Genomic DNA, 25,937 nt, shown 5'->3' on the forward strand with positions numbered 1-25,937 from the left:
CATATCAGCGCCAGGTGCGCCAGGCAAACTCTGTTGCCAGACCGGCAATAACACCACCACCGACCAGCGTGAATATCACAAGCGGGTCGATCAGCATCAGCGCATATTCAGCCATAAACTGGAAAATCGCGGCCAGCGCAACAAAAGCACCATTGTACCAGTTGTCCATGGCCCGGTCGAACATCTGATAGCACGAGTGGATGAAAAGACCCCACAGCACGAGCATAAAAGCGCCGCTGAAACCGTTGTTGATTGCCGCTGTGATCCCACGTCCGGCGCGCTTGCCCATCACCACCCATCCGGTCATCACGCCAATTACCGCGTTGTACCATGCAAAATTGCCAAAAGCCGTGCTCTCCGGAAACAGAGGCATGACCTGAAAGGACACGATCAGACCCAGAATACCGATCAGTATGCCGGCTATCAGTTTTGCTGCGTCTGGCATGACCACTCCTCTGAAAATCTGCCTGATCCTGGCCGGTGACGCAGGTGTGGCGTCACGGTCCAAACAGCGTTAGCGCAAAGAACTGGCCCAAAAAGGGTCAGTTTGAGGCTTTTTCAGGGAGATTATCCGGCAGGACGCCGCACCGTGATCTGCGTCACGTCGCAATTGGAGCTTTCAAAGGTCGATGCGCAGGAAGTCAGATAGAAATTCCACATGCGCCGGAACCGGTCATCAAAGCCCATGGCGCTGACCTGATCCCATTTTTCATTGAATGTTTCGTGCCAGCGTCGCAGCGTGATCGCATAGCTGTGACCGAATTCCACCGATCGCTCAATGCCCAGACCAGCGCGGTGGATCTGGTGTTTCAGCGCCCCGGGGCTGGGCAGCATACCGCCGGGAAAGATGTATTTCTGGATAAAATCCACACCGCGTTTATAGACCTGCCAGCGGCGATCAGCGACGGTGATAATCTGCAGCGTCGCGGTCTTGCCAGGCTTCAGGCGCTCACGCACAGTCTCGAAATAGGCAGGCCAGTATTTTTCGCCCACGGCCTCAAACATCTCGATGGAGGCAATACCGTCATAGGTGCCCATTTCATCGCGATAGTCCTGGAGCTTGAAGTCTACGACGTCGGAAAGCCCCGCTTTTTCAATTCGTTCCCGGGCGTATTTAAACTGTTCCTCGCTGATGGTAAGACCCGTCACACGCAATCCGCGTTCACGCGCGGCATATTCGGCAAAGCCTCCCCATCCGCATCCGATTTCCAGAATGTGGTCTCCGGGCTCAACACCCATCTGGTCAACCAGGGATTTGTATTTGGCGATCTGAGCCTTTTCCGTGCTTTCCTGACCGGTTTCAAAAAGCGCCGAGGAATAGGTCATCGTGTCGTCCAGCCACAGGCCGTAAAAGTCGTTGCCAAGGTCATAGTGGTAACTGATGTTGCGACGCGCCTGATCCTTGTGATTGCGCTGCAGCCAGAAACGGAATTTTTCATAATTCCGCACCAGCGCCATGCCGGGAAAACCGTCATAGATGTCTTCGTTGTCGGCATGAACCAGATCCATAAAAGCCTGCAGATCCGGCGTGGACCACCAGTTATCCAGATAGGCGTCGCAAAAGCCCAGATCCCCTTCGCGGATCAGGCGCGCGAAAAGATCGTCATTATGGATCTCCATTTCGGCGACAGGCCCGGGCTTTTTACCCTCGGCCCGGAAACGGCGGCCATCGGGCAGCACAAAATCGATACGGCCGTTATTCATCTGCTGAGACAGCGCAAAAACGCGGGCAAAATACCGTGGCAGACCGGACTGGCCGTCAGTGTTGGTGAGGATCATAAATTCGTATTCCGTTCTTGCATTCTGGCGCTCTGCAAAGCCACGTTAACCTGTTGCACAGAGTTTCAGAAGCCCCTGTTTTCATAAGCAGAAAGCGCAATTTTGCGGCCCTCGTCCGCGGGTACAACCGGCGCGGGATATTCGTCATCCGGCGACAGCCCCCATGCGCGCGGCACGGCCTCAAAATAGGACGCTGCGGTCTCGGACGGTGATTTGTAGCCCTCGGCCAGCCAGCGACGCACGTAGGCGCGGTCTTTGTCGAATTTGTCCAGCTGGGTCACCGGATTGAACACACGGAAATAGGGTGTCGCATCGGGGCCCGACCCGGCAGACCACTGCCACCCCATTGCATTGCTGGCCGGGTCCCAGTCGATCAGGCAGTCCTCAAACCATTTCTGCCCGATCTGCCAGTGTGTCATCAGATGCTTGGTCAGGTAGCTGGCCACAATCATCCGGCCCCGGTTGTGCATCCGCCCCGTGACATACATTTCCCGCAGTGCGGCATCCACAAACCGGATACCCGTGCGTCCCTGCCTCCAGGCAACTACTTTTTTGTGCTGCGCGTCGGTGTTCCAGGGAAAGGCGTCCCAGTCTTCTTTCCAGTTTGCATCCAGAATGCGGGGCGTGTGATGCATGAGATGATAAGCAAACTCGCGCCACACGAGTTCCTTGAGGAAAGTCTCCGCACCCTTTTTCCCTTCTTCCAGTGCCCGCCGGCCAGCATGCCAGCACTGATGCGGACTGATTTCCCCAAGTGCCAGGTTTTCAGACAAGCAGGAGGTTCCGTCGACACCGGGCAGATCACGTGTGGTGTCGTAGCCGTCGACAATCCCGGAGATAAACCCGCCCAGCCGGGCCTGCGCCGCCTGCTCGCCCAGACGCACCCAGGGCAGGACGATCCCGGCACCACGGTTCATCGCGGCACCCATCTGCCAGCTTTCAAGCTCATCAGATACAGGCCAGCCGTCAGGAGCTGTCAACACTCCTGGCGCACTGAGAGGGGCATCGACTTCCCTGTTCTTCACCGAATTCCAGAATGGTGTGTAAACCTTGTAGTATCCGCCCGTTTTCGTCTCGACGGTCCAGGGCTCAAACATCAGATGGCCGCCAAAAGAACGCGCGTCTGTACCCGCCTCTTTCAGGGCGCTCTTGATCCGGGCATCCCGTGTCACAGCCGCCGGATCATAGAGCCGCGACCACCACACAGCACCTGCGCCGGTCTCGCGGATCAGGTCCTGCAGAACATCCAACGCATTTCCCTGTCGCAGGACCAGCCGGCTGTTCTTTTCAGCAAGCCGCGCGGCAAAATGCTCCAGTCCGAGACCCAGCCGCCATTTTGGTGCAGCACCAAGCGCCTGCACCTGATCATCATGTATAAATACCGGGAGTACCGGTCTGCCGGATTTGGCCGCTGCCGAAAGTGCCGGATGATCGGTCAGCCTGAGGTCACGCCGGAACCAGACGATAATCGGTGAACTGCTCAAACTACGACCCTTTCCCAAGCCTTAACAGGGATACGTTCATACGTAGCCTGCGGATCAGGAAAATCTGTTCACAGAACCTCATCCAGAGCATTAATCAGCTGATCAATCTCTGCGGCGCTGGTATAATGCGTGAAACTGAGGCGCAACACGCCCAGCTCCGCATCCACGCCCATCGCATCCAGCGCGCGTCCGGCATAGAAATCACCTCCGCCCGCCATGACCCCATGCTCTGCCAGTTCACCGGCAACTGCCTCGCCATCGCGGTTGAGCGCCAGGGCCACAGTGGGCGCGCGTACCGCTGCCTTATCCGGGCCGATCAGGCGTACCGAGTTGCGCGTTTTGACAGCATCCAGCAGCGGCTGAAGCAAGGTTACTTCGTGGCCGCGCATCAGGTCATGCACCGCCCTTCCCCGGGCGACCGGTGTTGCCTCATCAGAAAAATGGTGCGCGTAAAGCATGTCAATATAGTCTGCCATCCCCGCGCAGGCAGCGACCTGGGCGTGATCCGGGCCAGCAGGCGTAAAACGCTTGTAAAGGCTGTCGCCATTGAAATGATGCCCCTGGTTGGGCAGCAGTTCCGCCAGCGTGCGGCGAATGACCATAAGCCCCTGATGCGGCCCATAAGTTTTATAGGCCGAAAACAGATAGATATCCGGTCCAAGTGCGCCTACGTCCGGAAAACCGTGCGGCGCATAGGACACCCCGTCAACACAGGTAAAAGCGCCCGCCGCATGGGCCACGGCCGTGATCTCGGTAACAGGGTTAATCTCTCCGACCACGTTCGAGCAGTGGGGAAAACAGACCAGCCGCACGCTTTCGTCCAGCAAGCCCTCCAGATCGTCAGGGTCCAGATGACCAGTCTCCGGATTGACCTGCCACTCGCGTATGACGATGCCCCGCTCTGCCAGCCGCCGCCAAGGTCCGCTGTTTGCCTCGTGGTCCTGATTGGTGACCACGATCGCCTCACCCGGCTGCATCATCCCGGCAAAGGCCTGCGCAAGCACATAGGTGTTCTGTGTCGTCGAAGGGCCAAAGCTCAGCTCGTCAGATGCAACACCCAGCACCGCAGACATACGTTCCCGTGCCTCGTCCATCTCTGCACCGCCCAGACGACTGGCTTCATAGGGCGCATAGGGCTGTACTTTACGCGCCGTGTAAAACCGCAGGAGCCGGTCTATGACGGGCTTGCAGGTATATGAGCCGCCGGCATTCTCAAAAAACGCCTGACCTGCCAGAGCAGGTTCCGCGAAAGCGGGAAACTGAGCCCGCACAAATTCTGTATCTAGTTTCATAAGCCGCACCGTTGTCCGCCGGACGTCCGGCGTCAAGGGCTCTGATTATCACAGCCCTTGTCTGCGGTCTGATCCCCGGGCGCGGCCTGCCCCAACCGGCGAAGCAGCAGGATGCAATGGCCACCTAAGCCCTGCCATTTCAGGCGATATCGCACCCTCTTAAGCCCCAGGAGGTCAAACCACAGGATCGGACTGCTCAGCGATTACGCGTTCACATCAACCACAACCCGGCCCTTAACCTGACCTTTCAGGATGTCTGCCCCGAGCTTTGGCAGATCAGACAGGGTGGCGGGATTGACCATCGCGTCCAGCCTGTCCATCGGCAGATCCCGCGCGATACGTTTCCAGGCCCGAAGGCGGTTGTCGTAGGGTTGCATCACTGAATCGATCCCCAGCAGATTAACCCCGCGCAGAAGGAAGGGAATGACCGTCGCAGGCAGCCCCGCACCACCGGCAAGTCCGACGGCCGAAACAGACGCACCGTATTTCATCTGGCCCAGTACGCGCGCCAGCATCGCCCCGCCAACAGCGTCCACACAGCCCGCCCAGGTTTCTGCCTCCATGGGTCGCTTGACCGTTTCGTTAATCTCTTCACGTGCAACGATCCTGGACGCGCCCAGAGACGTCAGATAATCAGCAGTTTCCGGACGCCCGGTGACGCCGGCAACCTCATGCCCGAGGGCTGCCAGTATTGCAACCGCAACAGACCCCACGCCGCCCGCGGCACCGGTGACCAGCACGGGTCCGTCTCCCGGTTTCAGCCCATGATCCTCCAGCGCCATAACAGCCAGCATGGAGGTAAATCCGGCAGTACCGACCGCCATCGCCTGGCGGGTATCCAGCCCTTCGGGCAGCGGCACCAGCCAGTCCGCCTTGACGCGTGCTTTTTGTGCATACCCGCCCCAGTGCACCTCACCAACACGCCAGCCTGTCAGAACAACCTTGTCACCGGGTTTGTAGCGCTCATCATCCGAGGCCTCGACAGTTCCGGCAAAATCGATACCCGGCACGTGCGGATAGTTACGCACCAGCCCACCGCCCGGGCCAATGCACAGACCATCTTTGTAGTTCACCGTAGAATACTCCACAGCGACCGTCACATCGCCGGCGGGCAGCTGATCTGTGCTGATTTCTTCTACCGCGGCGGAGGTTTTGCCGCTTTCCTCATCCTTGCGGACCATCAACGCTCTGAACATACTGTCTCCTTTTCCGGGCGCCACGCCCTGTTTCTTCTGGCTCAAAATATCCCCGCCGGAGGCTCCGGCATCGCAATATGCGCTACGCCCAGAACCCTGGTTGCACGGTTGCTTTGCGCATCCCGTCGGAGGTTTCAACTTCCAGCTCTGTGCCCGTGTCCCAATGGGTCATGCGGACCATACCGATGGACACGTTGGTCTGAAAATCGGGGCTCCAGGCCGCCGAGGTCACATGCCCCACACGCCTGCCATTGCCAAAAATCGGCCAGGCGCGGTCAGCCGGCGCCACCGCATCTCCCTGAATGGCAATCGCACGCACCTGCTGAACAGGCCCCTCTTTGGCGACACGCAGCAGCGCATCGCGCCCGATACAGCCAATCGCCGTCTGCGTATCGCAAAACCGCCCCAGACCACATTCATGCGGTGTATTGTCGTCCGTCATATCGTTGCCATAGGACAGCAACCCGCCCTCGATCCGCTCAATATTGTTAGGGCAGCCAGCACGGACATTAAGGTCTTCACCTGCTTTGAAAAGCGCGTTCCAGAGCGGCATGCCGATGTCGCTGCCTTCAACATAAATCTCAAAGCCGCCCTGCTTTGAATACCCGGACCGGGCAATCACAAGCTCCCGCCCTTCGAACTCAAACAGTCCGAACCGGAAAAATTTTACGTCCCGCACCGTTTCACCAAAGACGCGCGCCATCAGCTCATCCGCCTTTGGCCCCTGAACCGCCAGCGGCGAGACGTCAGGCTCATCCACAAGCACATCAAGACGATACCCGTTGGCGATACCTTTGACCCAGAGCAGCAGATCGCTGTCCGCAATCGATATCCACCACCGGTCCTCGGCCAGTTTGACCGCGACCGGGTCATTCAGCATCCCACCGGTTTCATCCACAATCGGCACATAGAAACAGCGTCCGGGCAACATGCCCCGCAGATCGCGCGGGGTCAGCATCTGCATCAGGCGTGCCGCATCCGGGCCGCGCAGTTCCACCTGGCGTTCAACGGACACATCCCAGACCTGAACATGGTTTTTCAGATGGTGATAGTCGCCTTCAAGGCTCTCAAAAACCGTCGGCAACAGCATGCGGTTATAGACCGTGTAGGCTTTGACCCCGGCCGCCTCGACACCGTCGGAGAAAGGGGTCCGCCGCAACCGGCGGGAAGGAGAAATCAACGCCATCTCAGGCATCCTCTGGCATGACAAAAAGGTCAGAAACAGGCGCTTTTGCACCGGCCGCCGTCAGCATGGCGTGGATCTGTCCTCTGTGGTGGGTCTGGTGGTTGAAAAAATGCATGATGGACGGGGCAAGCGGCGCTTTGACATCACGGCCCAGAACGCTGGAATAAAAGGACAACTCGTTTGTCATATCCAGTTGACGCAGACTGTCGGCCCAGTACCGGATTTTGCCGTCCATGCGGAACCTCTCCGCCGCCCAGGACGCAATTGTCGGGTGAATCTGTGTGCTCCCGGCTATGTCCGCCTGTGGTTTTTCAACCGACGGATCAAACCGGCTCATCCACATGGTATCACCCCAAAGCAGATGGTTGACGGTCCCCAGCAGGCTCCCGAAAAACGCGCCCCGGTCCTGTGTCAGCTCTTTGACCGGCATGGCCTCAAGCAGCGGGATCAGCTGGCTGTTCTGCCAGCTGTTGTAACGCGCCATCGTGCGGACATAGCCCGTGTCGATCACGCCTTGGGGCCTTTCCAGTCGATCGGGCAGATCTCAGCTGATTTTCCGCCAAAGTCCCAGACGCGGCCATAGTCGCGCACGCGGCTTTTCAGGCCGGTCGCGGCGATGATGTCAGGGCCCATCCAGTATTTGGAGTTGCTGACCATAACGGGATGCGCGGGATCCTTGCCCGCAACCATCTCGATCTCGCCCTGGATTTTACGCCCGATCATGATGGAACGCCGGTTGCCCTCGCGCACAATCTCGACGGGCGCGCGCTCGGCACCGATGATCTCACTCACCAGCATCGTAAAAAGACCGGTCGTACCGCCCGCAGCACCCGAGAAAATCTGGAGAATACCGTTATAGGCCTTGCCGGTGGCGCGTTCGTCCACATAGGCAGCCACCTTCCAGTTCCCCTCGCCCATACGGCCCGGGATATCGACCAGCAGCCCGATGTTCAGACCGGCAAGGCTCTCGCCCTCATAGTGCCCTTCATCAATGGCAATCGCCATCCAGGCGTGACAGTGCCCTTCGGTTGGCGGGTGCGCGCCGAGGCTGACGACACAGGGACAAAAGACAGTGCACGAGCAGTTCAGAAAAAGCTCACCTTTGATCGCCCATTCCGTCGGCGTCGACTGGCGGCGTTTCGGGTTAGGCATTCTCTGGTCAATGCGCTGGCTGATTTTCAGCCGGTCCGCATCAGGCTTTCTGTTGGTCGCCATGTCTTATCCTCCCGTAAAGATGTGCCAGACCGGCAGGGCGAGACCTGCGAGAACCAGCGCAAAGCCCATTGGCCGTGTCACATAATGCCCCACCTGGGGCAGTTTTTCGATTACCATGAAAAGCGTGGCGAGCCCCATCCAGGCAAGGTTCATGACCCCGCCCACAAATCCCAGCGCCATAAAGCCCCAGCAGCAGCCGACACAATAAGCACCAAGCCCCAGGCCCATGCGCAGCCCGCCCGAAAATCCGGTACGCCAGTGCCCCAGGAAATACATCGCCGGTGCATGACACACACCGTGGCACAGCTCTTTGGTGCGCGTGAACTGAAAAAGGCCAACGGCGAGCAGCAGCCCGCCCGCAAACCAGGGCGATTTCGCAATGCCCAGCATGTCCACGACCCCGCCAAAAAGCAGTGCAAGCTGTGCACCGGTGATGAGTGCCGCAAAGGCAACCCAGACGATGAAATACCCCAGCAGAACCGCCAGCCACCCTGCGCGCGTGCCATTGGCACTGTGGATCAGATCTTCGTAGGCGCGCAGCGTCGGCACCAGCGTGGGCAGCATCATCGCCGCCATCATGACGGCCCACATCACAAAGAGCGGCCCGAAATTAGCCATCGGCATATACATCGGCATACGTGGGTCCATCGCAGCCATGCGCGCGCCCATCTCGCCGGGACGTCCCAGCAGATCAACATCCATGTCGATGCTCATCACATACATGACCCACCACGCGGCCAGAATTGCCGCGAAAAAACCGAGCCAGAGCGTGGAGCGGAGAATTCCGTTCATGGTGAGTCCCTTGTTCTTGCCTTTCAAATGCCAGACAATTAGAAAACGGGCAAACATTAAATGTAAGACATATGAAAATTGATCCCGACAGCCCCGCTGATTTATCCGCCCAGATCGCTGGCGCCATCCGCGATGCAATCGTCGCAGGGACGCTGATTGTAGACGAGAGGCTTCCGTCAGAGGCCGAACTTGCCGAGCATTTCGACGTGTCGCGCCCGACAGTACGCGAAGCGCTCAAACGCCTGGCAGCCCAGTCGCTCATCCGCACACAGCGCGGTGCCACGGGCGGCGCCTTTGTGAACCGCCTGAGCTTTGAAGCCGCCTATCCGCAACAGATTACCACCTCGACCCTCTTGCTGAGCATGAATGCAGTCAGTTTCGGCACTGCCTGCGAGGCGCGTTATGCTCTCGAGCGGGCCTGCGCGCCTCTTTCAGCAGCGAGGCGCACGCCGGATCAGCTGGCGACCATGCGTGCAGAGATTCACCGCCAGGGGCAGCCCGGCCTGACAGATGAGGCGTTTTGCGCGTCTGACGTCGCTTTTCACAGGGCGCTGGTGGACGGGGCCTGCAATCCGGTGCTGAGTTATCAGCTTGCCGGCGCGGTCGAAGCCATGCAGCCGCTGATGAATATGATCACGTTTACAGCCAGATCACGCAGCCGGATCGTTGATATCCATACAGCAATCGCAGACGCGCTTCAGGACAACAATGGCTCTGAGACACAGGATGCACTGACATCTCTGGAGCAGGAAACCCAGGCACTGGCAGCCAGTGTATTCGAAGCCCGTGCCCGCGCCGCCTCAGACTGAGACATTCCGGGTTTTGCCCGATCCGGTGTGCTGCCGGCTTTCCTCAGCTGCTTTTTCATCCAGTGACGCGTCTACAAGGTACTGCAGCGCCTGCCAGATGTTTTTCATATGCCGGGCAGAACCCGGTTTGCTGTGTTTGTCGATCAGTTCACCGATCCGCACCAGGGACATGGAGTCGCTGTGCTCGATGTCATCGCGCACCTCATCCATCAGGGCGTCTGCCAGATCAAAGAAGGCCCGCACAATCTGCGCTTTTTCAGAACTGCTGAGTGTGCGATCTGCTGCAAAAACATCTTCGTTTTCGAGCATTTCGTCGATATCGGGGGAAACAATTTTAGAAGACATTTGCAGCGGGCAACGCCGGGTAAGGAAAAACGGGATCGCGCAATCATCTGCGCTGAAACAATCTTAATGGTGGTATAAACTGTGTCAAGAGCAGCGCATGGTTATGAATTGCTGAAACAAGACTTTCTCAGCAGAACGCGAGGCTTCGAGGATGATCTCTATCTGCGCCGCACTCCACCGATGGATATGAGGCTGCATCGCACAGATCGCGCCGCCCGCCTGCCCGTCGATCCGAAAGAGCGGCGCACCGGCGTATGATCCGATGCCCAGCTCTGTCACCGCAGGGTTGCCGGTCAGCAAAGGATGGTTGAACGCATCATCCACAATCAGCGGAAACCCCATTGCGACGGTATGTTCACACACAGGGTATCCCAGAGGCAGTTCGTGCCGCAGTCTCTGGGGCAACTCAAGACCAATACAGGCATGAACAACGTGCTTGTCCTGCAGGGTTTCTGTAATCAGAACAACCGAAGCCTCAATGTCGCGCTTCAACCGGGCGGCAATACCGCCAGCCGTCTCTGAAATCCGGATTTCCGCCATTACAGCCTCCAGCCCGCAGCGCCTGATACGGCGCTTTGAAAAATGTCAGTCACTCAATACTTTTTGCAGCGCCACCTGAAGGCAGCCCCTGAGTTTTTTCATGCGCATCAGAGACCTGAGCACATCAATTCTCAAAGTTCAGTCAAATACAAATCACAATTGCCGGCTCTCCCTCCGGCGCCAAAACACTAGCACAAAGAACCCGTTGGCGAAAGCAATTTGACACATTTACCTCATTTCAATCTGTGGTTGAATTCTTCGTCATCAAAAGCTTAGAACGCGCTCTTGCACCGCGCGCACGGCCAGCTAGGTCTGGGTGCATGACGGAAATACTGAACATCCTGTGCGCACTTCTGACCATCGGCTTTGGGCTGTTTGGGTTTCTGGCGCCACGCTACACAGCCGGGGCGCTGGACCTGAAAACCGACGGATCAACCATGGGGCTTTCTGAACTTCGGGCCTCTGTGGGCGGGTTATTTGTCATTGCGGGTATCGCAGCACTCTGGCTGGCACATCCCGTCGCCTATGTCATGATCGGCTTTGCCTTTACCGGCGCTGCTCTGGGCCGCGTGGTATCTGTAGTTTTTGACAAGCCACCGCTTGGAAAAGTGCTCTTGTTCGGTGGTATCGAGGCGGCATTGGCCGCTGCACTGATCATCGGCAATTACGGGTCAGCGGTCTGAAAGGACCAGCTGCAGCAGCGAAATACCCCGCATTCGCGCGCGTCACAGACAAGAATTCTTTGCGCTCAAATGTTTTGGCCCCTTGAGCCGCGGCACCCGTCCCACTATGTTAGATCTGTTCTTCGGAACTATGAACATAAACGCGCTCGTAATAAGCGGATCGGACCCGGGGGCGGTACCCGGCGGCTCCACCAACATCCTTCATTTGGGGATCATGGGGCCGAAACAGGATCGACGAACGTCTAAAGGGGTTTGCTTTGTTTCGGCTGTCTGCCACCGTTATCGGCGAAACATGTACAATTGCAAATGACAATCGTGCTCCAGTAGCAATGGCCGCGTAAGCGACCGGAGATACTGAAATCTAAGTCCTCTCGCTTTGCAGCGTTTGGCGGGGTCCGCAGGCACCTGGCAACAGAAGCCTGCACTTTCCAAAATTCAGACAGCGGTTTCTGACCCCCAACAGGCAATTGACCTGCGCGGCTGAAAATGTCATTTCACCGGTATGGGGCCGCGCGATCGCCCCGTGAGGCGACAGCCCAAGCATCGCATCCTGAAGGCTATGAGGATGCACTAATGACCCGCTTCAATACAATTTCTGCACACGCGCTGATGCGCCTGATCGGCACACCGAGGTCGCCCCGCGTGATTGATGTCACGCTGGACGAGGACTTTGCCGACAACCCGTTTCTCATCCCGACAGCGCAGCGTTTCCCGCACGATGACCTGCAACAGCTCGCACCAGCGCTGAGCGGTCAGTCTGTCGTCACCGTCTGCCAGAAAGGGCTTAAGCTCAGCCAGGGTGCCGCCGCTCTGCTGCGAACGCTGGGCATCCCCGCTGAAACGCTCGAAGGGGGTAATCTGGGCTGGCAGGAACTTGGACTGCCCCGCGTACCCGCCACTAGCCTGCCCGCACCGGGGCGCGGGACGCTGTGGGTCACACGGCACAGACCACGCATTGACCGGATCGCCTGCCCCTGGCTCATCAGACGCTTTGTTGATCCCCAGGCCCGGTTTCTTTTTGTCTCACCGTCAGAAGTACAGGGTGTCGCCGATCGGTTCGGCGCCACGGCGTTTGACGTGCCGGGCGCCCCCTGGACGCACATTGGGTCCGCCTGCACTTTTGACAGTATGGTCGCGGGTTTCGGCCTTTCGACCGAACCTCTGGAACGCCTGGCACAGATCGTTCGGGGTGCAGACACAGACCGCCCCGATCTCGCACCGGAATGTGCAGGCCTTTTGGCGCTTTCCGTCGGGCTGTCCCGCACATTCAGCAGGGACCTTGAACAGCTGGAGGCCGGTCTTCCGCTTTATGATGCGCTCTATCGCTGGGCGCGCGATGGTCAGAACGAGGTACACAATTCAGCACAGGTGGCGTCATGACGCCGCCATCTGACCGCGAACTGATCCGGGTTTTCGGGCGGATCGGCCTGTTGTCCTTTGGCGGGCCTGCGGCACAGATTGCGCTGATGCACCGCGAGCTGGTCGAGGAACGCGCCTGGCTGTCCGATGATGCCTTTCTGAGGGCGCTGTCACTGTGCATGCTGTTACCCGGCCCGGAAGCCATGCAGCTGGCAACCTATGCCGGCTGGCGGTTACGCGGCACGTCGGGCGGTCTGATTGCGGGCCTTTTGTTCGTCGTGCCCGGCGCGGTGGTTATTCTGGTACTGGCACTGGGATATGCGCTGTACGGCCAGATGCCGCTTGTGCAGGCCGCATTCTCCGGGATCAAGGCCGCCGTCATCATCATCGTTTTGCAGGCACTGCTGAAGGTCGCCCGCAAATCCCTGCTGTCGCCTGCGTCCTGGGCACTGGCGTGTTTCGCCTTTCTGGCGCTGTTTCTGGCCGGGCTGCCGTTTCCATTGGTTGTTCTGGCAGCTGCCGCTTGGGGCGCATTTACTGCCCGGGCTACAGACCCGCCCCTGGCACCTGTTCACCCCGAAAGCCCGCGAACCCTGCGAACTCTGCTGATCTGGGGCGGGCTCTGGGCAGGTCCGGTGGTTTTGCTTTTGATGTCTGACCAGCCATTTCTGACAGATATTGCTCTGTTCTTTTCAAAGCTTGCCGTCATCACCTTTGGCGGCGCCTATGCGGTGCTCGCATGGATCACACAAACCGTCGTCAATGACTTTGGCTGGATCACGACAGGGCAGATGATTGATGCTCTGGGGCTGGCGGAAACCACGCCCGGCCCGCTGATCCTCGTCACTGAATTTGTGGCGTTGCTTGCCGGGTATGCGCAGGGCGGTCCAGGCATGGCGCTGGCCGCCGGTGCCATAACTCTGTGGGTGACCTTTGTGCCCTGTTTTCTGTGGATTTTTCTGGCCGGGCCCTATCTGGACGTGCTCAGTGCCCGTCCGGTTATCGCCGCCGCCCTGCAGGCCATTACGGCCGCCGTGGTTGGGGTAATCCTGAACCTGGCGCTCTGGTTTGCGATCCATGTGCTGTTTGACAGAACGCAAACGGGTGTGTTCCTGGCGGTACCTGTGCCAGATTTTACGTCGCTGAACGGGCCCGCGCTGGTGCTCACCGCGGTGGCAGCTGTCGTACTTCTGGGCCTGCGATGGAATATGATCGGAACGCTGGGTTTTATGGCACTTGCGGGGCTTGCAGCGCAGGTCGTCTGATTTTGCCGGAATTACGGTGCCTGCCCTCTTTCCTCCGGCAATGAATCGGCTATGCTCGCCAGTGTCTGTATGCGCAGGGGACGCCCATGAGCCGAAGCATCGATTACGGTAACCTTATGCATGACGCCATGCGTGGCCTGATCCGCAAGGTGCTTCAGGACGTGTCGGATAATGGACTGCCCGGCGCACATCATTTCTTTATCACCTTCGACACCAGCCATCCCGATGCGGAACTCGCCGACTGGCTGTCTGACCGTTATCCGGGCGAAATGACCGTGGTCATGCAGCACTGGTATGACAATCTGGATGTCGGCGAAGAAGGCTTTGCAGTTACGCTGAACTTCGGAGACGCGCCGGAGCCTCTGTACATTCCCTATGACGCTATCCGGACTTTTGTGGATCCGTCCGTCGAGTTCGGACTGCGGTTTGAAACCCAGCAGGAAGATGACGAAGAAGAGACGCAGGGTGACGAAGACACCGCAGCCCCTGCAAAACTGCCGGCCACGCGCAGAAAAGATGCAAAGGCCGAAGAGCCCGCATCAGAAGAGGACGCCGAAGCGGGCGAGGCGGAGATCGTCTCGCTCGACAGCTTCCGCAAGTAAACTTCAGATTTTCTTCAGAAACGATGTGACTGTGCGCTGGATCTCTCCGTTGCGCACTGACTGATATTCAAGTTTCAGACCGCCCTCTGTCAGGGTGCGGTTGAACTGCTGAATTTCATAGCCGCCATCCTCGGCGACAAACAGCGAATAGACACTCAGGGTGTCGCCGTCGATCCGGCTCCAGACATAGGGCTCGCCCTTCATCGGATCGAGCTGCACAGAATGCCCGAACACATTGCGTTTCATCGCGGAGGCATAGACATCTGCCCGGTCACTGGGAACAAACTCGATGGAATAAGATTTTTCCTTGGAGGTGCCGTTCGGTCTGTAGGTCGTGGACGTCCAGCTGACCCGGTAGCCGTCATCGGTCGCATCAATCTCAACACTCATGTCCCGCGGGCGGGTGGTGCCATCTGCCGAGACGACGTCAGCGCTGCCTTCATAGCTTCCCGTAAAGCGCGATATGTCTGCCCTGGCCACCGTTCCTGCCAGCACCAGTAACGTCGCGAGGAAAAGATAAAACCCCGCCAGTCGAAGCCTTGTCAGAGAAATATTCATCACCGTTTCCTTTCGGACACATTCAACCCGGGCTGGGCGCCTGTTCACAGGATAGCCCTCGCGGGCAATCATGCAACGCCTTATCGGGCAGCATGCGGACAGAACTGTGAGTTGCACCGCACGCCAGGCAGCGCTACACCCGGCACAACATACATTTTCCAGGGAGCCCCCTCATGTCCCAGACACGCACCGAAACCGACAGCTTTGGCCCGCTGGAGGTTCCTGCCGACAAATACTGGGGTGCACAGACCCAGCGTTCTATCATGAATTTCCCCATTGGCTGGGAAAAACAGCCCGTTGCCATCGTGCGCGCGCTGGGTGTTATCAAGAAGGCCTGCGCCCAGGCAAATGTCGAACTGGGCAAGCTGGACGCACAAAAGGGCGATGCCATTGTCGCGGCAGCCGGAGAGGTAGTTGACGGAAAGTTCGACGATAACTTCCCGCTGGTTGTGTGGCAGACCGGCTCCGGCACACAGTCAAACATGAATGCAAACGAAGTGATTGCGAACCGCGCGATCGAGTTACTGGGCGGGGTTATCGGCTCCAAAGACCCGGTTCATCCGAATGATCACTGCAATATGGGCCAGTCGTCCAACGACACCTTCCCCACCGCAATGCACATTTCCACGGCGATGACAGCACGCGACGTGCTGCTGCCGGGCCTGCAAAAACTGCACAGCGCTCTGGAGGCAAAAGTTGCGGAATTTGACGGCATCATCAAAATCGGGCGCACACATACGCAGGACGCAACACCGCTGACCCTCAGCCAGGAGTTTTCCGGATATACGCACCAGGTCGCGATGGGCATCCGCCGCGTAAACGATGCTCTGGGCCGCATTTACGAGCTCGCACAGGGTGGCACGGCTGTTGGCACCGGCCTGAACACCTCTCCCGGATGGGACGTCATGGTTGCCAGAAACATGGCCGAGATCACCGGCCTGCCCTTTGTCACGGCCCCCAATAAGTTCGAGGCACTGGCCGCCCATGACGCGATGGTTGAAATGTCCGGCGCGCTGAAAACCGTGGCCGCCTCCCTCTTCAAGATCGCGAATGATATCCGACTGCTCGGCTCCGGCCCGCGTTGCGGTCTGGGTGAGCTGATCCTGCCGGAAAACGAACCCGGCTCGTCGATCATGCCAGGCAAGGTAAACCCGACACAGTGCGAAGCGCTGACACAGGTCTGCGCGCATGTGATGGGCAACGATGCCGCCGTCGGATTTGCCGGCAGTCAGGGGCACTTTGAACTGAACGTCTACAAACCGATGATGGCCTATAACGTGTTGCAGTCGATGCAGCTGCTGGGCGATGCGGCATCCGCCTTTACCGACAATCTGATTGATGGCCTGCGGGCAGACGCGGACCGCATCGAAAAACTGATGCGCGAGTCGCTGATGCTGGTGACGGCCCTGGCGCCGGAAATCGGGTACGACAACGCCACCAAAGTCGCCAAGACAGCACATAAGAACGGCACGACGCTGATTGAAGAAGCCGTGAACCTCGGGTTTGTAACCGCAGAGCGTTTCAACGAGGTCGTGCGCCCGGAAAACATGACCGGACCAAAATGAGCAAACCGGTCAACCTGAACAAAGTCCGCAAGGACCGTGCCCGGAAAGAACGCCGGGCACAGGCTGACCGGAACGCTGTGGCTTTTGGCCGGTCCGGCGCAGACAAGCAGCGGGACAAGGCGGAAAACGAGAAATCGATCCGCAGACTGGACGATCACCGGCGGGAGACATGAGCAGACGGCCGGTCAAACGATCTGTGACCCTGAAAGGTCACCGGACGTCCATCTCGCTTGAAGATGAGTTCTGGCAGGCACTGCGCGCCATCGCGGCAGAAAAATCCCTGCCAATCAATGCACTGGTCGCAGAAATTGATGTACAACGCGGCGCAGAGACCGGGCTGGCCTCTGCGATCCGCTTGTACGTGCTTGCTGATCTGCAGGCCCGGCTCAATACCCCTCAGACCGAGGCGCGGTAAATCTTGTCGATGTTGCTGCCCAGAGCCGCGTCGAACTCCGCGTCTGACATCCCCACGTTCAGCCCTTCTGTCAGTGCCCGGCTGAAACTGGCGATCATATGTTTGTTCTGCGCCAGCCGCGCCGAGGCGTCATCTGTCGAATAACCACCGGACAGCGCCACGACCCGCAGTACCCGGGGGTGCTGCGCCAGTTCGTCATACAGACCCGGCTGGTCCGGCAGTGTCAGTTTGAGCATCACGTCAACGCCGTCCGGCAATGCATCAAGATGCGCTGCAATAGCGGCTTCCAGCATATCCTCTGCTTCTGCCTTGGTTTCAGAGTGAATGTTTACTTCGGGCTCCAGTATAGGTACCAGGCCTGCCGCAGTGACAGTCGCGCCGACTTCAAACTGTTGCGCAACAATAGCGGCAATACCCTGTGCGTCCGCCTCATGGACAACCGAACGTTCCTTGGTGCCGAAAATTCCCTTGCCACGCGCTTCTTGCAAAAGCGCTTCCAGCCCGGGCATCGGTTTCATCAGCTGCACACCGTCGGTCTGATCCTCAAGGCCCTTGTCGATTTTCAGAAACGGAACAACGCCCCGGTCATGCCACAGCAGCTCGGCCACTGGTTTGCCATTGATCGTATCGTTCATTGTGCGTTCAAACAGAATAGCACCGATGACCTTGTCGCTGGTAAAATCGCCCGACAGGATGATCCGGGCCCGCATGTCATGCATCGCACGAAACATCTCTGCCTCTCCGGAATAGTCCTCCGGCTCAACGCCATAGAGGCTGAGTGCTTTGGGGGTGGACCCGCCGGACTGGTCAAGGGCTGCGATGAAACCCGCTCCTGACTTCATTTGTTCGCGCATGGTGTTCAGATCTGACATTTCACATTCATTCCTTCTGATTCCGCCCCGTGCCTTTGCATAAATCACAGAACCACAGGATGATATATGTTAGCGCCGGACAATACGCAGACGCATACCATCGCGCGATCTGACCGTCAGATGTGCAACAGGTGCGAGACGGGATCAGTGCCCCACACACGCAGCCTTGCCAGCTGCTTCAGGGGGCTCGAGACAGAGTATTTCTATGGTGTCCGTATAAGCTGAACCGGGGCGCTGGCATAGAGACGGGAGCGTTGTCCCCTGCGGCATCAGGCCGCGCCATGATTTCTGTTTTGTCGGCTGAAAAGTGCCCTTTAGCGCCAATCGGTTCGCGGTGATATTACTCATCACCCGGTCATGGTCACCCAGGCGGACATGGCGGCCCGGAATTTGCTTTTGCGGCGGTTCCATTCCTGGTACGGCCCAGGCGAGAAGGAATCGCAACCGGGTATCCGGATAGTCCGGCGCTGTTTGACTGTCGCGGCCCTGCAGCGCATGTATCCCACGCGAAACGTGCGGGGCGAGACCTCCGGCGATGAACCGCTGTCAGATCACCTGTCTCAACCCAGCAACGCGAGTGCCGGAAATCGTTCGAGAAGCCACCACGAGAATGTCGTGAATGCGCCCGTCAGCATGGCAAGCCCGACGAGCAACAGCAACCCGCCCATAACGCGCTCAATCGTCATCATGTGCTTTTTGAGCCGGTTCATGACGCCCATTGCGCGGGTGATGAACATGGCCGCCAGAAGAAACGGTATCCCCAACCCGGCGGCATATATCCCCAGCAGCAGCGTGCCGCGCGTAACCGATGCCTCGGAGGCGGCAAGGGACAGGATTGCGCCGAGTTGCGGCCCGATGCACGGCGTCCAGCCAAAGGCAAAGGCAAGCCCCAGGATATAGGCGCCAAAGCTCGAACCTCCGCGTTCACCCGCGTCCAGCCGTGCTTCACGGTCCAGAAACGGGATACGGAAAACGCCAAGAAAATGCAGACCAAATACAATAATGACAATTCCCGAAAGTCGCGCGAAAAGCAGCTGGTTTTGCAGGAAGAACGCGCCAAACGCGGAGGCGGTGAACCCAAGGATGAGAAAGACAGTACTGAGCCCCATGACAAAAAACAGCGCTGACACCACAGCACGGCGGCGCGCGGCCCCTTCACCGGACATCTCGTTCAGGCTGACGCCACTCATATAAGCGAGATAAGGCGGCACGATGGGCAACACGCAGGGGCTGAGAAAGCTGATGATGCCGGCAAAAAGCGCAACCGTCATCGCCGGCAAGAGACCTGCATCAATGATTTCAATTCCAAACATATCCGACCCCTAGACCATCAGGTGCACTGCGTCACCCTTGTGACGGTCACAACCTTGTGGACAGAATGAAACATCACGCCTATCTGATTTCTATGACTGACAAAAATACCGAACTCGATGCGACCGGGCTGCTGTGCCCCCTGCCCGTGCTCAAGGCACGCAAACGTCTGCAGGGCCTGTCTGCCGGTGAAACACTGACGGTGCGCGCGGACGATCCGGCGGCGATTGTCGATGTTCCGCACTTTTGTCATGAGGCTGGTCATGAGCTTGTATCGGCGACGAACCAGGGTAAGATCCAGACTTACGTGATCCGAAAGAAAGCCGGATAACGAAAAAGGCAGACCCGCAGGCCTGCCTCTTTTCCGAAAGTGTCGGGTTTATCCGCCCAGGGACCACCAGCCCTTTCTCTTTGGTTTGGCGGGTTCCGATGGCGCTTGCTCTGCTGCAGCGGGTGCCGGCTCGGGAGCGCTGGCAGCAGCCACCGGTTCCGGCTCTGGTTCGGGAGCGGGAGCAGCTTCTGCTTCTGCCTGCGGCGCGGGTTCGGGATCTGCTGCAGGCTCAGGGGCGGCTGGTTCCGCAGAAACTGCCGCAGGTACCTCAGCATCGTCTTTCTTCTTTGCCCGGCTTGCACGTTTGCGCTTGGGCTTGGCGGGCTGCTCGGCTTCCTCCGCTACCGCAGGTGCATCGTCAGATGCCTCTGTGGCCGTCTCCGCCACGGCAGCTTCGCTTTCCACCTGCTCTGCTGGTTCCGCTTTGGGCTTGCGGGTTCTGGAACGCGTGCGCTTCGGCTTTTCAGCCTTTTCTTCCGGCTGGTCTGCATCTGCATCGGATTTGTCCGAAGCCTCGCCGCCGTGCTGGTTCCCGTTTTCATCCGACGTATCACCGCTCGCGGTGTCACCGTTCTCGTCCGAGGCCTGGCCTGCGGTTTCATCCCCGTTTTGCTGATCACCGTTGTTACCGCGATTGCGGCTGCGGCGCCGACGGCGACGGCGACGCTTGGGCTTGCCTTCTCCGTCTCCGTCCTGCTGCTGCGTCGCAGGTGCGGCGGGAGCCTCTTCTGCTTCCTCTTCGACAGCTTCATCCGCGTCGATCTGATCCATCAGGGATGTATCAACCGACACCACAGCCTCAGAGGAGGCTTTGACAACGCGTGTTGCGGTTTTGAATTTCTCCAGACTGAAATCAGGGCTGACCAGTGACGGGTCGCCTTCAATCCGCACGGACAGACCATAGCGCGCCTCGATCTGGGCGATATGTTCGCGCTTCTGGTTCATCAGGAAATTCGCGATGCCAACGGGTGCCCTGATCAGTACCTCGCGGGACCGTTTGCGTGTGCCCTCTTCCTCGATCTGGCGCAGAATAGACAGCGCAAGGTTGTCATCAGACCGGATCAGACCCGTACCATGACAGGCCTGACACGGCTGGGTCGTTGCCTCGATCATGCCCGGACGCAGACGCTGGCGGGACATCTCCATCAGGCCAAAGCCCGAAATGCGGCCCACCTGGATGCGGGCCCGGTCAGTCTTGAGCTTTTCCTTCATGCGCTTTTCGACGGCCGCGTTGTTCTTGCGTTCGTCCATATCGATGAAGTCAATCACGATCAGACCGGCCAGGTCACGCAGACGCAGCTGGCGTGCCACCTCATCGGCGGCCTCCAGGTTGGTCTTGGTCGCGGTCTGCTCGATGGAGCCTTCCTTGGTCGCACGGCCAGAGTTCACGTCAATGGCCACCAGTGCTTCGGTCACACCGATCACGATATAGCCGCCCGAAGGCAGCTGAACGGTCGGGTTGAACATACCCGCCAGATAGCTTTCGACCTGATAGCGCGCAAAGAGCGGCAGGCTCTCTGTATAGAGCTTCACGTTTTTGGCATGCGACGGCATGATCATCTTCATGAAGTCCTTGGCGATACGGTATCCGCGCTCGCCTTCAACAAAAACTTCGTCGATCTCGCGATTGTAGAGGTCGCGGATCGACCGTTTGATCAGATCGCCCTCTTCGTAGATTTTAGCCGGTGCAATGGATTTCAGCGTCAGCTCACGGATCTGCTCCCACAGGCGCTGCAGGTATTCATAGTCGCGTTTGATCTCCGCTTTGGTGCGTTTGGCGCCCGCGGTACGCACGATGAGACCAGCACCCTGCGGCACCTCGATCTCATTGGCGATTTCCTTGAGTTTCTTGCGGTCTGCGGCGTTGGTGATCTTGCGCGAGATACCACCACCGCGCGCGGTGTTGGGCATCAGCACACAGTAGCGTCCGGCAAGGCTCAGGTATGTTGTCAGTGCAGCGCCCTTGTTGCCACGCTCTTCCTTGACGACCTGTACCAGCAGGATCTGACGGACCTTGATGACTTCCTGGATTTTATAGCGACGCGGACGCGGTTTGCGCGCCGGCCGGATGTCTTCCTGGTCGTCCTCGTCGGCAACGGACTCGATGCTGTCATCTTTGGCAGAGGCATCCGCCTTGCGCGGTTTGTCATCATCGTCGTCATCGTCATCATCGCTGTCTGAGGCGTCAGAGTGATCTGCCTCGCCACTGGCCAAGTCGTCACCGTCTTCCCCGGTGGTCCCGGCAACAGTTTCTTCGGCCCCGACATTGTCCACCGGTTCCTCGACTGGTGTCTCAGCCACGCGCTCCATCGGCGAGGAGCCTTCTTCATCGTCCAGATCGATGGTCTGCATGCCTTCGATCTGATCGCCATCGACCTCTTTGCTGGCCGTTGCATCCGCGTTGGCTGTGTCCTCGGCCTTGGCACGTGACCGGCTACGCCGGCGGCGTTTGGGTTTTTCCTCGTCGTCTTCTTTAGCTTTCTGCGCTTCCGCATAGGCGCGCTCTTCCTCGAGCAGCGCCTGGCGGTCCGCAACGGGGATCTGATAATAATCAGGATGGATTTCCGAGAACGCGAGGAACCCATGACGGTTGCCGCCATAGTCCACGAAGGCCGCCTGAAGCGACGGCTCGACCCGGGTTACTTTTGCGAGATAGATGTTGCCAGCGAGCTGGCGTTTGTTTTCAGATTCAAAGTCAAATTCCTCAACCTTGTTTCCGTCAACCACCACGACGCGGGTCTCTTCCGCGTGGGTGGCATCGATAAGCATTTTCTTAGCCATTTTTCCAGATTGCACAGCCGCAGCCTCGCCAGCCCCGGGGGACCAGCCAGTTGCGGAATATGTCTTGTCAGGGCGATCTGAGACACGCGCTGTTCCAGCCCTGGCGGTGCCAGGGGGACTCTGCTCAATGCTGCGGCGCGCGTCATCGCGTTTCTTCTCCGACACGGGTGCGCCTGAGGCGGCCTCGTGTCCATTATATACTGCGCGTTTTGGGGCTTCAGAGCCTTGCACCGCGTCAGTGGTTCGTCAGCCGTTTCCGGCTCAGTCGGCCTGGCATGGCGGCGCGAACTCTCTCACGTCACGCACATGTCAGCGAAACTCAAAGGGACAGCAGGCGCACCTGCGCTCCCATAGTGCTAGATAATGCTACCTGAGGTAAAAACACAATGGGCAAAGTGCACCGGGCGGTTCAGAGCCGGTGTTTCGGCTCCTGACCCGCCCCGTCATTGCAGGATTACAGATAATCCGACCGCTGCAGGCCGTATTTCGCCATCTTCTCATTCAGTGTCCGGCGCGGCAGGCAAAGCTCATCCATGACGCTCGCAATGGAACCGCGATGGCGGCGCATTGTGTTGTCAATCAGCATGCGCTCAAAGGCCTCCACATATTCTTTCAGCGGCTTACCTTCGGTGGTCATAACGGGCTGCATATCCTCATGATCATTCATCAGCAGCGAGGCTATGGTTCCTGCCCCGCGGCGTGATTGCAGCACCGCGCGCTCGGCCACATTGATCAGCTGGCGCACGTTCCCAGGCCAGGGTGCCTGGAGCAGCTGTGCGGCTTCCTGAGCGGTCACTTTCGGCGCTTCGCAACCGTATTCATCCGAGAACTGCTCGCTGAGACGGGTAAAGAGCGTCAGGATATCCTCGCCCCGCATCCGCAGCGGCGGCACAGTGATCCGCAGTGCTGCAAGGCGGTAAAACAGATCAGCCCGCAATGCATCCTCAGACGTGCGCCCGGCTTCCTGCAGGTTCGAGATCGCAACAATCCGGGTTTCGGCCGGCGTTCCCTGTTCGTTGATCACACTCAGCAGACGGGCCTGCATGGTTTCAGACAGCGCCTCAATATCCTCCAGCACCAGTGTGCCGCCGCGTGCTTCCTCGACAGCGGGCAGATGCGCGTCCTCGGGCAGCATCGGGCCGAACAGACGTTTGCTCAGAGCTTCTTCTTCAAAAGCGCCACAGCTGACCAGCACAAATTTCTTGCCAGCCCGGCTGCCCACGGCATGCAGCGCATGTGCCACCAGGGTTTTTCCTGTGCCCGTCTCGCCGTCGATCAGTACGTGACCATCCGCCTGGCCCAGATCCAGAATGTCCTCGCGCAGGCGCTCCATGACCGGCGACTGACCGATCAGCTTTTTCATGATCTGGCCACCATCGCTCAGCTCGCGCCGCAGTGCTCGGTTGTCCATGACCAGCCGGCGCGCGCCCGTGGCCTTTTTGGCCAGCTCATTCATGCGGTCCGGATTGAACGGCTTTTCCAGAAAGTCGTAGGCCCCGACACGCATCGCCTCAACAGCCATCGGCACATCGCCGTGCCCTGTGATCATGATCACCGGCAGGGCGCTGTCACTGCCCATCAGTTTTTTCAGAAACTGCATGCCGTCCATACCTGGCATCCGGATGTCCGAGATCACGATCCCCGGATATTCGGGCCCCAGAACCCGCAGCGCGTCCTCGGCACTGGAAAATGTTTCGGTGTCATATCCTGACAGTGCCAGCCACTGGCTGATCGACTGCCGCATATCCTGTTCGTCGTCCACAATTGCAATTTTCATCGCCTGGGCCATGAGTTCACTCCGCCGCCTGTGTTGCCTCGTCACCGGTCAGGACCGGCAACTGCATTTCAAATACTGCGCCCCCAGCCTGCCCGTTACGGGCAGTGAGCCGTCCCCCAAGGTCGTTAACGATCCCCGAAGAGATGGCAAGTCCCAGCCCCACACCGTCCCCCGGCTGTTTGGTGGTGTAGAAGGGCTCAAAGAGCGAATCGAGGTCTTCAATGCCGGGGCCGTTGTCCCTGACAGTCAGGGTGGCTGTCTCTCCTGCAGAGAGCATAACTTCCACCTTAGGTTGACGTTCAGACTTGGTCGCGTCAATAGCGTTGCGCAGAAGATTAACCATGACCTGTTCGATCCGCAGCCTGTCCCCCATGACCCGGACAGGCGCCTCGGGAAGGACCCGCATGATTTCCACCTGCCGCTGACGCAGTTGCGGCTCCATCATGGACAGGCTGGAAGCAAGCGCTTCGCCCATATCCACAGGGGAAAATGCCTCCTGGCCTTTTCGCGCATAAGACTTCAGCTGGCGGGTGATCCCGCCCATCCGTTCGATCAGATCGTCGATGCGACCAAAGGATGACAACGCCTCTTCCTGGCGGTTCCGGCGCAGCAGCAGACGGGCGCCGGCAAGATAGGTTTTCATCGCGGCAAGCGGCTGGTTCAACTCGTGGCTGACCGCTGCCGACATCTCGCCCAGAGCCGCCAGTTTGCTCGATTGCTCCAGCGTCTGTTCGGCCACGGCGAGGGTTTCCTGCACCCTTTTACGTTCGGCGATTTCCCGCTGGAGCGCCGCGTTCAGAGAGCGCAATTCAGCGGATTCCTGCTGAAACAACGCCATACGCAGCGCGCTGCGACGGCTCAGGGCATAGAAGGTCAGCGCGAGAAGAATCGCAAAACCCATAATTTCGAGCGCCAGAACGCCGTTTACCTTTTCTCTTACAGAGGCATAGGTGGTGAAAGACGCCATTTTCCAGCCACGGAACGGAATGCGCGTATCAAGGCGCATGACCGCCTCGCCCTGCAGATAGGCGTCCGGTGGCAGAGCGGTCCAGTCTGCCGTCGCCTGGATGGCGCGCTGAATGGCGTTCTGCGGTGTCTGGCGCGCAAGCGCTTCTTCTTCGGTGCGCCCGCGCCAGCGCGGCTCTGTGCTCAGGATGATTGCGCCCGTGCTGTCGGTGACGATCACCGCATCCGAAATCCCGGCCCAGGCGCGCTCGAACTTCTGCAGCTCCACCTCGACCACGATGACGCCAAGAACATCAGACCCGGACAGTACCCGGCGCGAATAGATAAAGTCAAAACCGCCGGTTTCCGTGGGCGCGACAGTGAACAACGTGGCGCTGGAGCGGATCGCGTCGACAAAATAGGCCTCTGACCTGAACGATGACCCCAGCCTGTTGCGATCCGTGGCCGCAACGGTTCGCCCGTCAATGTCCAGCAGCATCAGAGAGGCCGCACCGATCTCATCCACAAACGAGATCAGACGCCGTGTCGACGCAGTATAATCCGCAGAATTCAGCGCGTTGATCAGCTCGGCGTCCCGCGCCAGAAGCTGCGGCACAATCGCGTTCTGACGCAGTTCCGACAACAGGTTACCACTGTAAAGCGCCAGTCGCAGTTCTGCGCGGTTGCGGGTGCTTTCGGTAAATCTGTCTGTCAGCAGCCTGTTGGTAACAGAGACCACGGCCACGGCAATCACGATCAGCGTCACAACCGCTGCGCGCACGCGCCAGGAGTTCGTCAGGGCCGGTGGATCAGGGTCAGTATCAGCAGACATGCC

The 25,937-nt window shown here is 58.8% G+C and carries 26 protein-coding genes and 1 other RNA gene; 10 read left to right on the top strand and 17 right to left on the bottom strand.

From position 1 onward, the window contains the following. Nucleotides 1-4: 4 nt before the first annotated feature. The 9 genes from Q1A34_RS02835 to Q1A34_RS02875 form a co-directional block, all read right to left on the bottom strand. Nucleotides 5-445 carry a TrgA family protein gene (locus Q1A34_RS02835; protein ID WP_300030464.1) on the bottom strand — a complete coding sequence of 147 codons (441 nt, stop codon included), beginning with the start codon at nt 443-445 and terminating at the stop codon, nt 5-7. 122 nt (nt 446-567) lie between these two features. Then, nucleotides 568-1,779 (bottom strand): cyclopropane-fatty-acyl-phospholipid synthase family protein, encoded by a 1,212-nt coding sequence (locus Q1A34_RS02840; RefSeq protein WP_300030467.1) that lies wholly within the window; start codon nt 1,777-1,779, stop codon nt 568-570. A 65-nt stretch (nt 1,780-1,844) separates the two neighbouring features. Continuing rightward, nucleotides 1,845-3,263, bottom strand: coding sequence for a deoxyribodipyrimidine photo-lyase (locus Q1A34_RS02845; RefSeq protein ID WP_300030470.1), 1,419 nt, complete (start codon nt 3,261-3,263; stop codon nt 1,845-1,847). A gap of 68 nt (nt 3,264-3,331) precedes the next feature. Then, nucleotides 3,332-4,555, bottom strand: a complete 1,224-nt coding sequence (locus tag Q1A34_RS02850; protein WP_300030473.1) for an aminotransferase class V-fold PLP-dependent enzyme — start codon at nt 4,553-4,555, stop codon at nt 3,332-3,334. 203 nt (nt 4,556-4,758) lie between these two features. Further along, a complete protein-coding gene (gene acuI, locus Q1A34_RS02855; RefSeq protein WP_300030476.1) occupies nt 4,759-5,751 on the bottom strand; it encodes an acryloyl-CoA reductase in 993 nt (330 codons plus the stop codon). 82 nt (nt 5,752-5,833) lie between these two features. After that, complete coding sequence (locus Q1A34_RS02860; RefSeq protein WP_300030479.1) at nt 5,834-6,937, bottom strand: dimethylsulfoniopropionate demethylase; 1,104 nt, start codon at nt 6,935-6,937, stop codon at nt 5,834-5,836. A 1-nt stretch (nt 6,938) separates the two neighbouring features. Beyond that, nucleotides 6,939-7,448 carry a DinB family protein gene (locus Q1A34_RS02865; RefSeq protein WP_300030482.1) on the bottom strand — a complete coding sequence of 170 codons (510 nt, stop codon included), beginning with the start codon at nt 7,446-7,448 and terminating at the stop codon, nt 6,939-6,941. Then, on the bottom strand, nt 7,445-8,152 hold the full coding sequence (locus tag Q1A34_RS02870; RefSeq protein ID WP_298835738.1) for a DUF1326 domain-containing protein: 708 nt from the start codon (nt 8,150-8,152) through the stop codon (nt 7,445-7,447). Before Q1A34_RS02870 ends, Q1A34_RS02865 begins: the two co-directional genes overlap by 4 nt. 3 nt (nt 8,153-8,155) lie before the next feature. After that, the gene (locus tag Q1A34_RS02875) at nt 8,156-8,944 is read right to left on the bottom strand and encodes a DUF2182 domain-containing protein (RefSeq protein WP_300030486.1); all 789 of its coding nucleotides are present in this window, start codon (nt 8,942-8,944) and stop codon (nt 8,156-8,158) included. A gap of 71 nt (nt 8,945-9,015) precedes the next feature. Here Q1A34_RS02875 and Q1A34_RS02880 point away from each other — a divergent pair, with 71 nt between their 5' ends. Beyond that, nucleotides 9,016-9,753 carry a GntR family transcriptional regulator gene (locus Q1A34_RS02880; RefSeq protein WP_300030489.1) on the top strand — a complete coding sequence of 246 codons (738 nt, stop codon included), beginning with the start codon at nt 9,016-9,018 and terminating at the stop codon, nt 9,751-9,753. Here Q1A34_RS02880 and Q1A34_RS02885 read toward each other — a convergent pair. Both Q1A34_RS02885 and Q1A34_RS02890 read right to left on the bottom strand, forming a co-directional pair. After that, nucleotides 9,745-10,098: a hypothetical protein gene (locus Q1A34_RS02885; RefSeq protein ID WP_300030492.1), complete on the bottom strand. Its 354-nt coding sequence runs from the start codon at nt 10,096-10,098 to the stop codon at nt 9,745-9,747. The genes Q1A34_RS02880 and Q1A34_RS02885 overlap by 9 nt on opposite strands. A gap of 84 nt (nt 10,099-10,182) precedes the next feature. Further along, nucleotides 10,183-10,638: a GAF domain-containing protein gene (locus Q1A34_RS02890; protein WP_300030495.1), complete on the bottom strand. Its 456-nt coding sequence runs from the start codon at nt 10,636-10,638 to the stop codon at nt 10,183-10,185. Between the two features lie 320 nt (nt 10,639-10,958). Here Q1A34_RS02890 and Q1A34_RS02895 point away from each other — a divergent pair, with 320 nt between their 5' ends. The 5 genes from Q1A34_RS02895 (at nt 10,959) to Q1A34_RS02915 (ending at nt 14,547) form a co-directional block, all read left to right on the top strand. Further along, nucleotides 10,959-11,321, top strand: a complete 363-nt coding sequence (locus tag Q1A34_RS02895; RefSeq protein WP_300030498.1) for a DUF4345 family protein — start codon at nt 10,959-10,961, stop codon at nt 11,319-11,321. A gap of 78 nt (nt 11,322-11,399) precedes the next feature. Beyond that, nucleotides 11,400-11,747, top strand: a transfer-messenger RNA (tmRNA) gene (gene ssrA / locus Q1A34_RS02900). Between the two features lie 147 nt (nt 11,748-11,894). Then, the gene (locus tag Q1A34_RS02905) at nt 11,895-12,701 is read left to right on the top strand and encodes a sulfurtransferase/chromate resistance protein (RefSeq protein WP_300030501.1); all 807 of its coding nucleotides are present in this window, start codon (nt 11,895-11,897) and stop codon (nt 12,699-12,701) included. Next, nucleotides 12,698-13,945 (top strand): chromate efflux transporter, encoded by a 1,248-nt coding sequence (chrA, locus tag Q1A34_RS02910; RefSeq protein WP_300030504.1) that lies wholly within the window; start codon nt 12,698-12,700, stop codon nt 13,943-13,945. Before Q1A34_RS02905 ends, chrA begins: the two co-directional genes overlap by 4 nt. Before the next feature lie 86 nt (nt 13,946-14,031). Continuing rightward, nucleotides 14,032-14,547 (top strand): ClpXP protease specificity-enhancing factor SspB, encoded by a 516-nt coding sequence (locus Q1A34_RS02915; RefSeq protein ID WP_300030507.1) that lies wholly within the window; start codon nt 14,032-14,034, stop codon nt 14,545-14,547. 3 nt (nt 14,548-14,550) lie between these two features. Here Q1A34_RS02915 and Q1A34_RS02920 read toward each other — a convergent pair whose 3' ends face one another. Beyond that, nucleotides 14,551-15,105 (bottom strand): hypothetical protein, encoded by a 555-nt coding sequence (locus Q1A34_RS02920; RefSeq protein WP_300030510.1) that lies wholly within the window; start codon nt 15,103-15,105, stop codon nt 14,551-14,553. 173 nt (nt 15,106-15,278) lie between these two features. Between Q1A34_RS02920 and fumC the strand changes: the two genes are divergently transcribed. From fumC to Q1A34_RS02935, 3 genes are read left to right on the top strand one after another with little or no spacing between them, the layout of a single operon-like run. Next, nucleotides 15,279-16,670, top strand: coding sequence for a class II fumarate hydratase (fumC, locus tag Q1A34_RS02925; protein WP_300030513.1), 1,392 nt, complete (start codon nt 15,279-15,281; stop codon nt 16,668-16,670). Further along, entirely contained in the window at nt 16,667-16,843 is a 177-nt protein-coding gene (locus Q1A34_RS02930; protein ID WP_300030515.1) for a DUF4169 family protein, read from the top strand. Before fumC ends, Q1A34_RS02930 begins: the two co-directional genes overlap by 4 nt. Next, a complete protein-coding gene (locus Q1A34_RS02935) occupies nt 16,840-17,085 on the top strand; it encodes a ribbon-helix-helix domain-containing protein (RefSeq protein ID WP_300030517.1) in 246 nt (81 codons plus the stop codon). Before Q1A34_RS02930 ends, Q1A34_RS02935 begins: the two co-directional genes overlap by 4 nt. Here Q1A34_RS02935 and Q1A34_RS02940 read toward each other — a convergent pair. After that, complete coding sequence (locus Q1A34_RS02940; RefSeq protein WP_300030520.1) at nt 17,067-17,957, bottom strand: fructose bisphosphate aldolase; 891 nt, start codon at nt 17,955-17,957, stop codon at nt 17,067-17,069. The two genes, Q1A34_RS02935 and Q1A34_RS02940, sit on opposite strands and share 19 nt — an antisense overlap. Before the next feature lie 560 nt (nt 17,958-18,517). After that, nucleotides 18,518-19,270, bottom strand: a complete 753-nt coding sequence (locus tag Q1A34_RS02945) for a cytochrome c biogenesis protein CcdA (RefSeq protein WP_300030523.1) — start codon at nt 19,268-19,270, stop codon at nt 18,518-18,520. 92 nt (nt 19,271-19,362) lie between these two features. On the opposite strand from Q1A34_RS02945, the gene Q1A34_RS02950 reads away from it, so the two are divergent. After that, nucleotides 19,363-19,599: a sulfurtransferase TusA family protein gene (locus Q1A34_RS02950; RefSeq protein ID WP_300030526.1), complete on the top strand. Its 237-nt coding sequence runs from the start codon at nt 19,363-19,365 to the stop codon at nt 19,597-19,599. 48 nt (nt 19,600-19,647) lie between these two features. Here Q1A34_RS02950 and Q1A34_RS02955 read toward each other — a convergent pair whose 3' ends face one another. The 3 genes from Q1A34_RS02955 to Q1A34_RS02965 all read right to left on the bottom strand — a co-directional run bounded on the left by Q1A34_RS02955 (nt 19,648) and on the right by Q1A34_RS02965 (nt 25,934). Continuing rightward, nucleotides 19,648-22,380 (bottom strand): ribonuclease E/G, encoded by a 2,733-nt coding sequence (locus tag Q1A34_RS02955; protein WP_300030529.1) that lies wholly within the window; start codon nt 22,378-22,380, stop codon nt 19,648-19,650. A 454-nt stretch (nt 22,381-22,834) separates the two neighbouring features. Beyond that, nucleotides 22,835-24,169 carry a sigma-54 dependent transcriptional regulator gene (locus Q1A34_RS02960; RefSeq protein WP_300030532.1) on the bottom strand — a complete coding sequence of 445 codons (1,335 nt, stop codon included), beginning with the start codon at nt 24,167-24,169 and terminating at the stop codon, nt 22,835-22,837. 4 nt (nt 24,170-24,173) lie between these two features. Next, the gene (locus Q1A34_RS02965; protein WP_300030535.1) at nt 24,174-25,934 is read right to left on the bottom strand and encodes an ATP-binding protein; all 1,761 of its coding nucleotides are present in this window, start codon (nt 25,932-25,934) and stop codon (nt 24,174-24,176) included. Nucleotides 25,935-25,937 lie beyond the last annotated feature (3 nt).

This window comes from uncultured Roseobacter sp. (assembly GCF_947491795.1).
GTDB lineage: Bacteria > Pseudomonadota > Alphaproteobacteria > Rhodobacterales > Rhodobacteraceae > Roseobacter.

Bases quoted from the DNA above. Each gene is read 5' to 3' on its own strand.
- Q1A34_RS02920 (WP_300030510.1), bottom strand. From the start codon at position 15,105: ATGAATATTTCTCTGACAAGGCTTCGACTGGCGGGGTTTTATCTTTTC.
- Q1A34_RS02965 (WP_300030535.1), bottom strand. From the start codon at position 25,934: ATGTCTGCTGATACTGACCCTGATCCACCGGCCCTGACGAACTCCTGG.
- acuI (WP_300030476.1), bottom strand. From the start codon at position 5,751: ATGTTCAGAGCGTTGATGGTCCGCAAGGATGAGGAAAGCGGCAAAACC.
- Q1A34_RS02940 (WP_300030520.1), bottom strand. From the start codon at position 17,957: ATGTCAGATCTGAACACCATGCGCGAACAAATGAAGTCAGGAGCGGGT.
- Q1A34_RS02930 (WP_300030515.1), top strand. From the start codon at position 16,667: ATGAGCAAACCGGTCAACCTGAACAAAGTCCGCAAGGACCGTGCCCGG.
- Q1A34_RS02945 (WP_300030523.1), bottom strand. From the start codon at position 19,270: ATGTTTGGAATTGAAATCATTGATGCAGGTCTCTTGCCGGCGATGACG.
- Q1A34_RS02915 (WP_300030507.1), top strand. From the start codon at position 14,032: ATGAGCCGAAGCATCGATTACGGTAACCTTATGCATGACGCCATGCGT.
- Q1A34_RS02950 (WP_300030526.1), top strand. From the start codon at position 19,363: ATGACTGACAAAAATACCGAACTCGATGCGACCGGGCTGCTGTGCCCC.
- Q1A34_RS02895 (WP_300030498.1), top strand. From the start codon at position 10,959: ATGACGGAAATACTGAACATCCTGTGCGCACTTCTGACCATCGGCTTT.
- Q1A34_RS02870 (WP_298835738.1), bottom strand. From the start codon at position 8,152: ATGGCGACCAACAGAAAGCCTGATGCGGACCGGCTGAAAATCAGCCAG.
- Q1A34_RS02960 (WP_300030532.1), bottom strand. From the start codon at position 24,169: ATGGCCCAGGCGATGAAAATTGCAATTGTGGACGACGAACAGGATATG.
- fumC (WP_300030513.1), top strand. From the start codon at position 15,279: ATGTCCCAGACACGCACCGAAACCGACAGCTTTGGCCCGCTGGAGGTT.
- Q1A34_RS02905 (WP_300030501.1), top strand. From the start codon at position 11,895: ATGACCCGCTTCAATACAATTTCTGCACACGCGCTGATGCGCCTGATC.
- Q1A34_RS02835 (WP_300030464.1), bottom strand. From the start codon at position 445: ATGCCAGACGCAGCAAAACTGATAGCCGGCATACTGATCGGTATTCTG.
- Q1A34_RS02860 (WP_300030479.1), bottom strand. From the start codon at position 6,937: ATGGCGTTGATTTCTCCTTCCCGCCGGTTGCGGCGGACCCCTTTCTCC.
- Q1A34_RS02875 (WP_300030486.1), bottom strand. From the start codon at position 8,944: ATGAACGGAATTCTCCGCTCCACGCTCTGGCTCGGTTTTTTCGCGGCA.
- chrA (WP_300030504.1), top strand. From the start codon at position 12,698: ATGACGCCGCCATCTGACCGCGAACTGATCCGGGTTTTCGGGCGGATC.
- Q1A34_RS02955 (WP_300030529.1), bottom strand. From the start codon at position 22,380: ATGGCTAAGAAAATGCTTATCGATGCCACCCACGCGGAAGAGACCCGC.
- Q1A34_RS02850 (WP_300030473.1), bottom strand. From the start codon at position 4,555: ATGAAACTAGATACAGAATTTGTGCGGGCTCAGTTTCCCGCTTTCGCG.
- Q1A34_RS02840 (WP_300030467.1), bottom strand. From the start codon at position 1,779: ATGATCCTCACCAACACTGACGGCCAGTCCGGTCTGCCACGGTATTTT.
- Q1A34_RS02885 (WP_300030492.1), bottom strand. From the start codon at position 10,098: ATGTCTTCTAAAATTGTTTCCCCCGATATCGACGAAATGCTCGAAAAC.
- Q1A34_RS02935 (WP_300030517.1), top strand. From the start codon at position 16,840: ATGAGCAGACGGCCGGTCAAACGATCTGTGACCCTGAAAGGTCACCGG.
- Q1A34_RS02880 (WP_300030489.1), top strand. From the start codon at position 9,016: ATGAAAATTGATCCCGACAGCCCCGCTGATTTATCCGCCCAGATCGCT.
- Q1A34_RS02890 (WP_300030495.1), bottom strand. From the start codon at position 10,638: ATGGCGGAAATCCGGATTTCAGAGACGGCTGGCGGTATTGCCGCCCGG.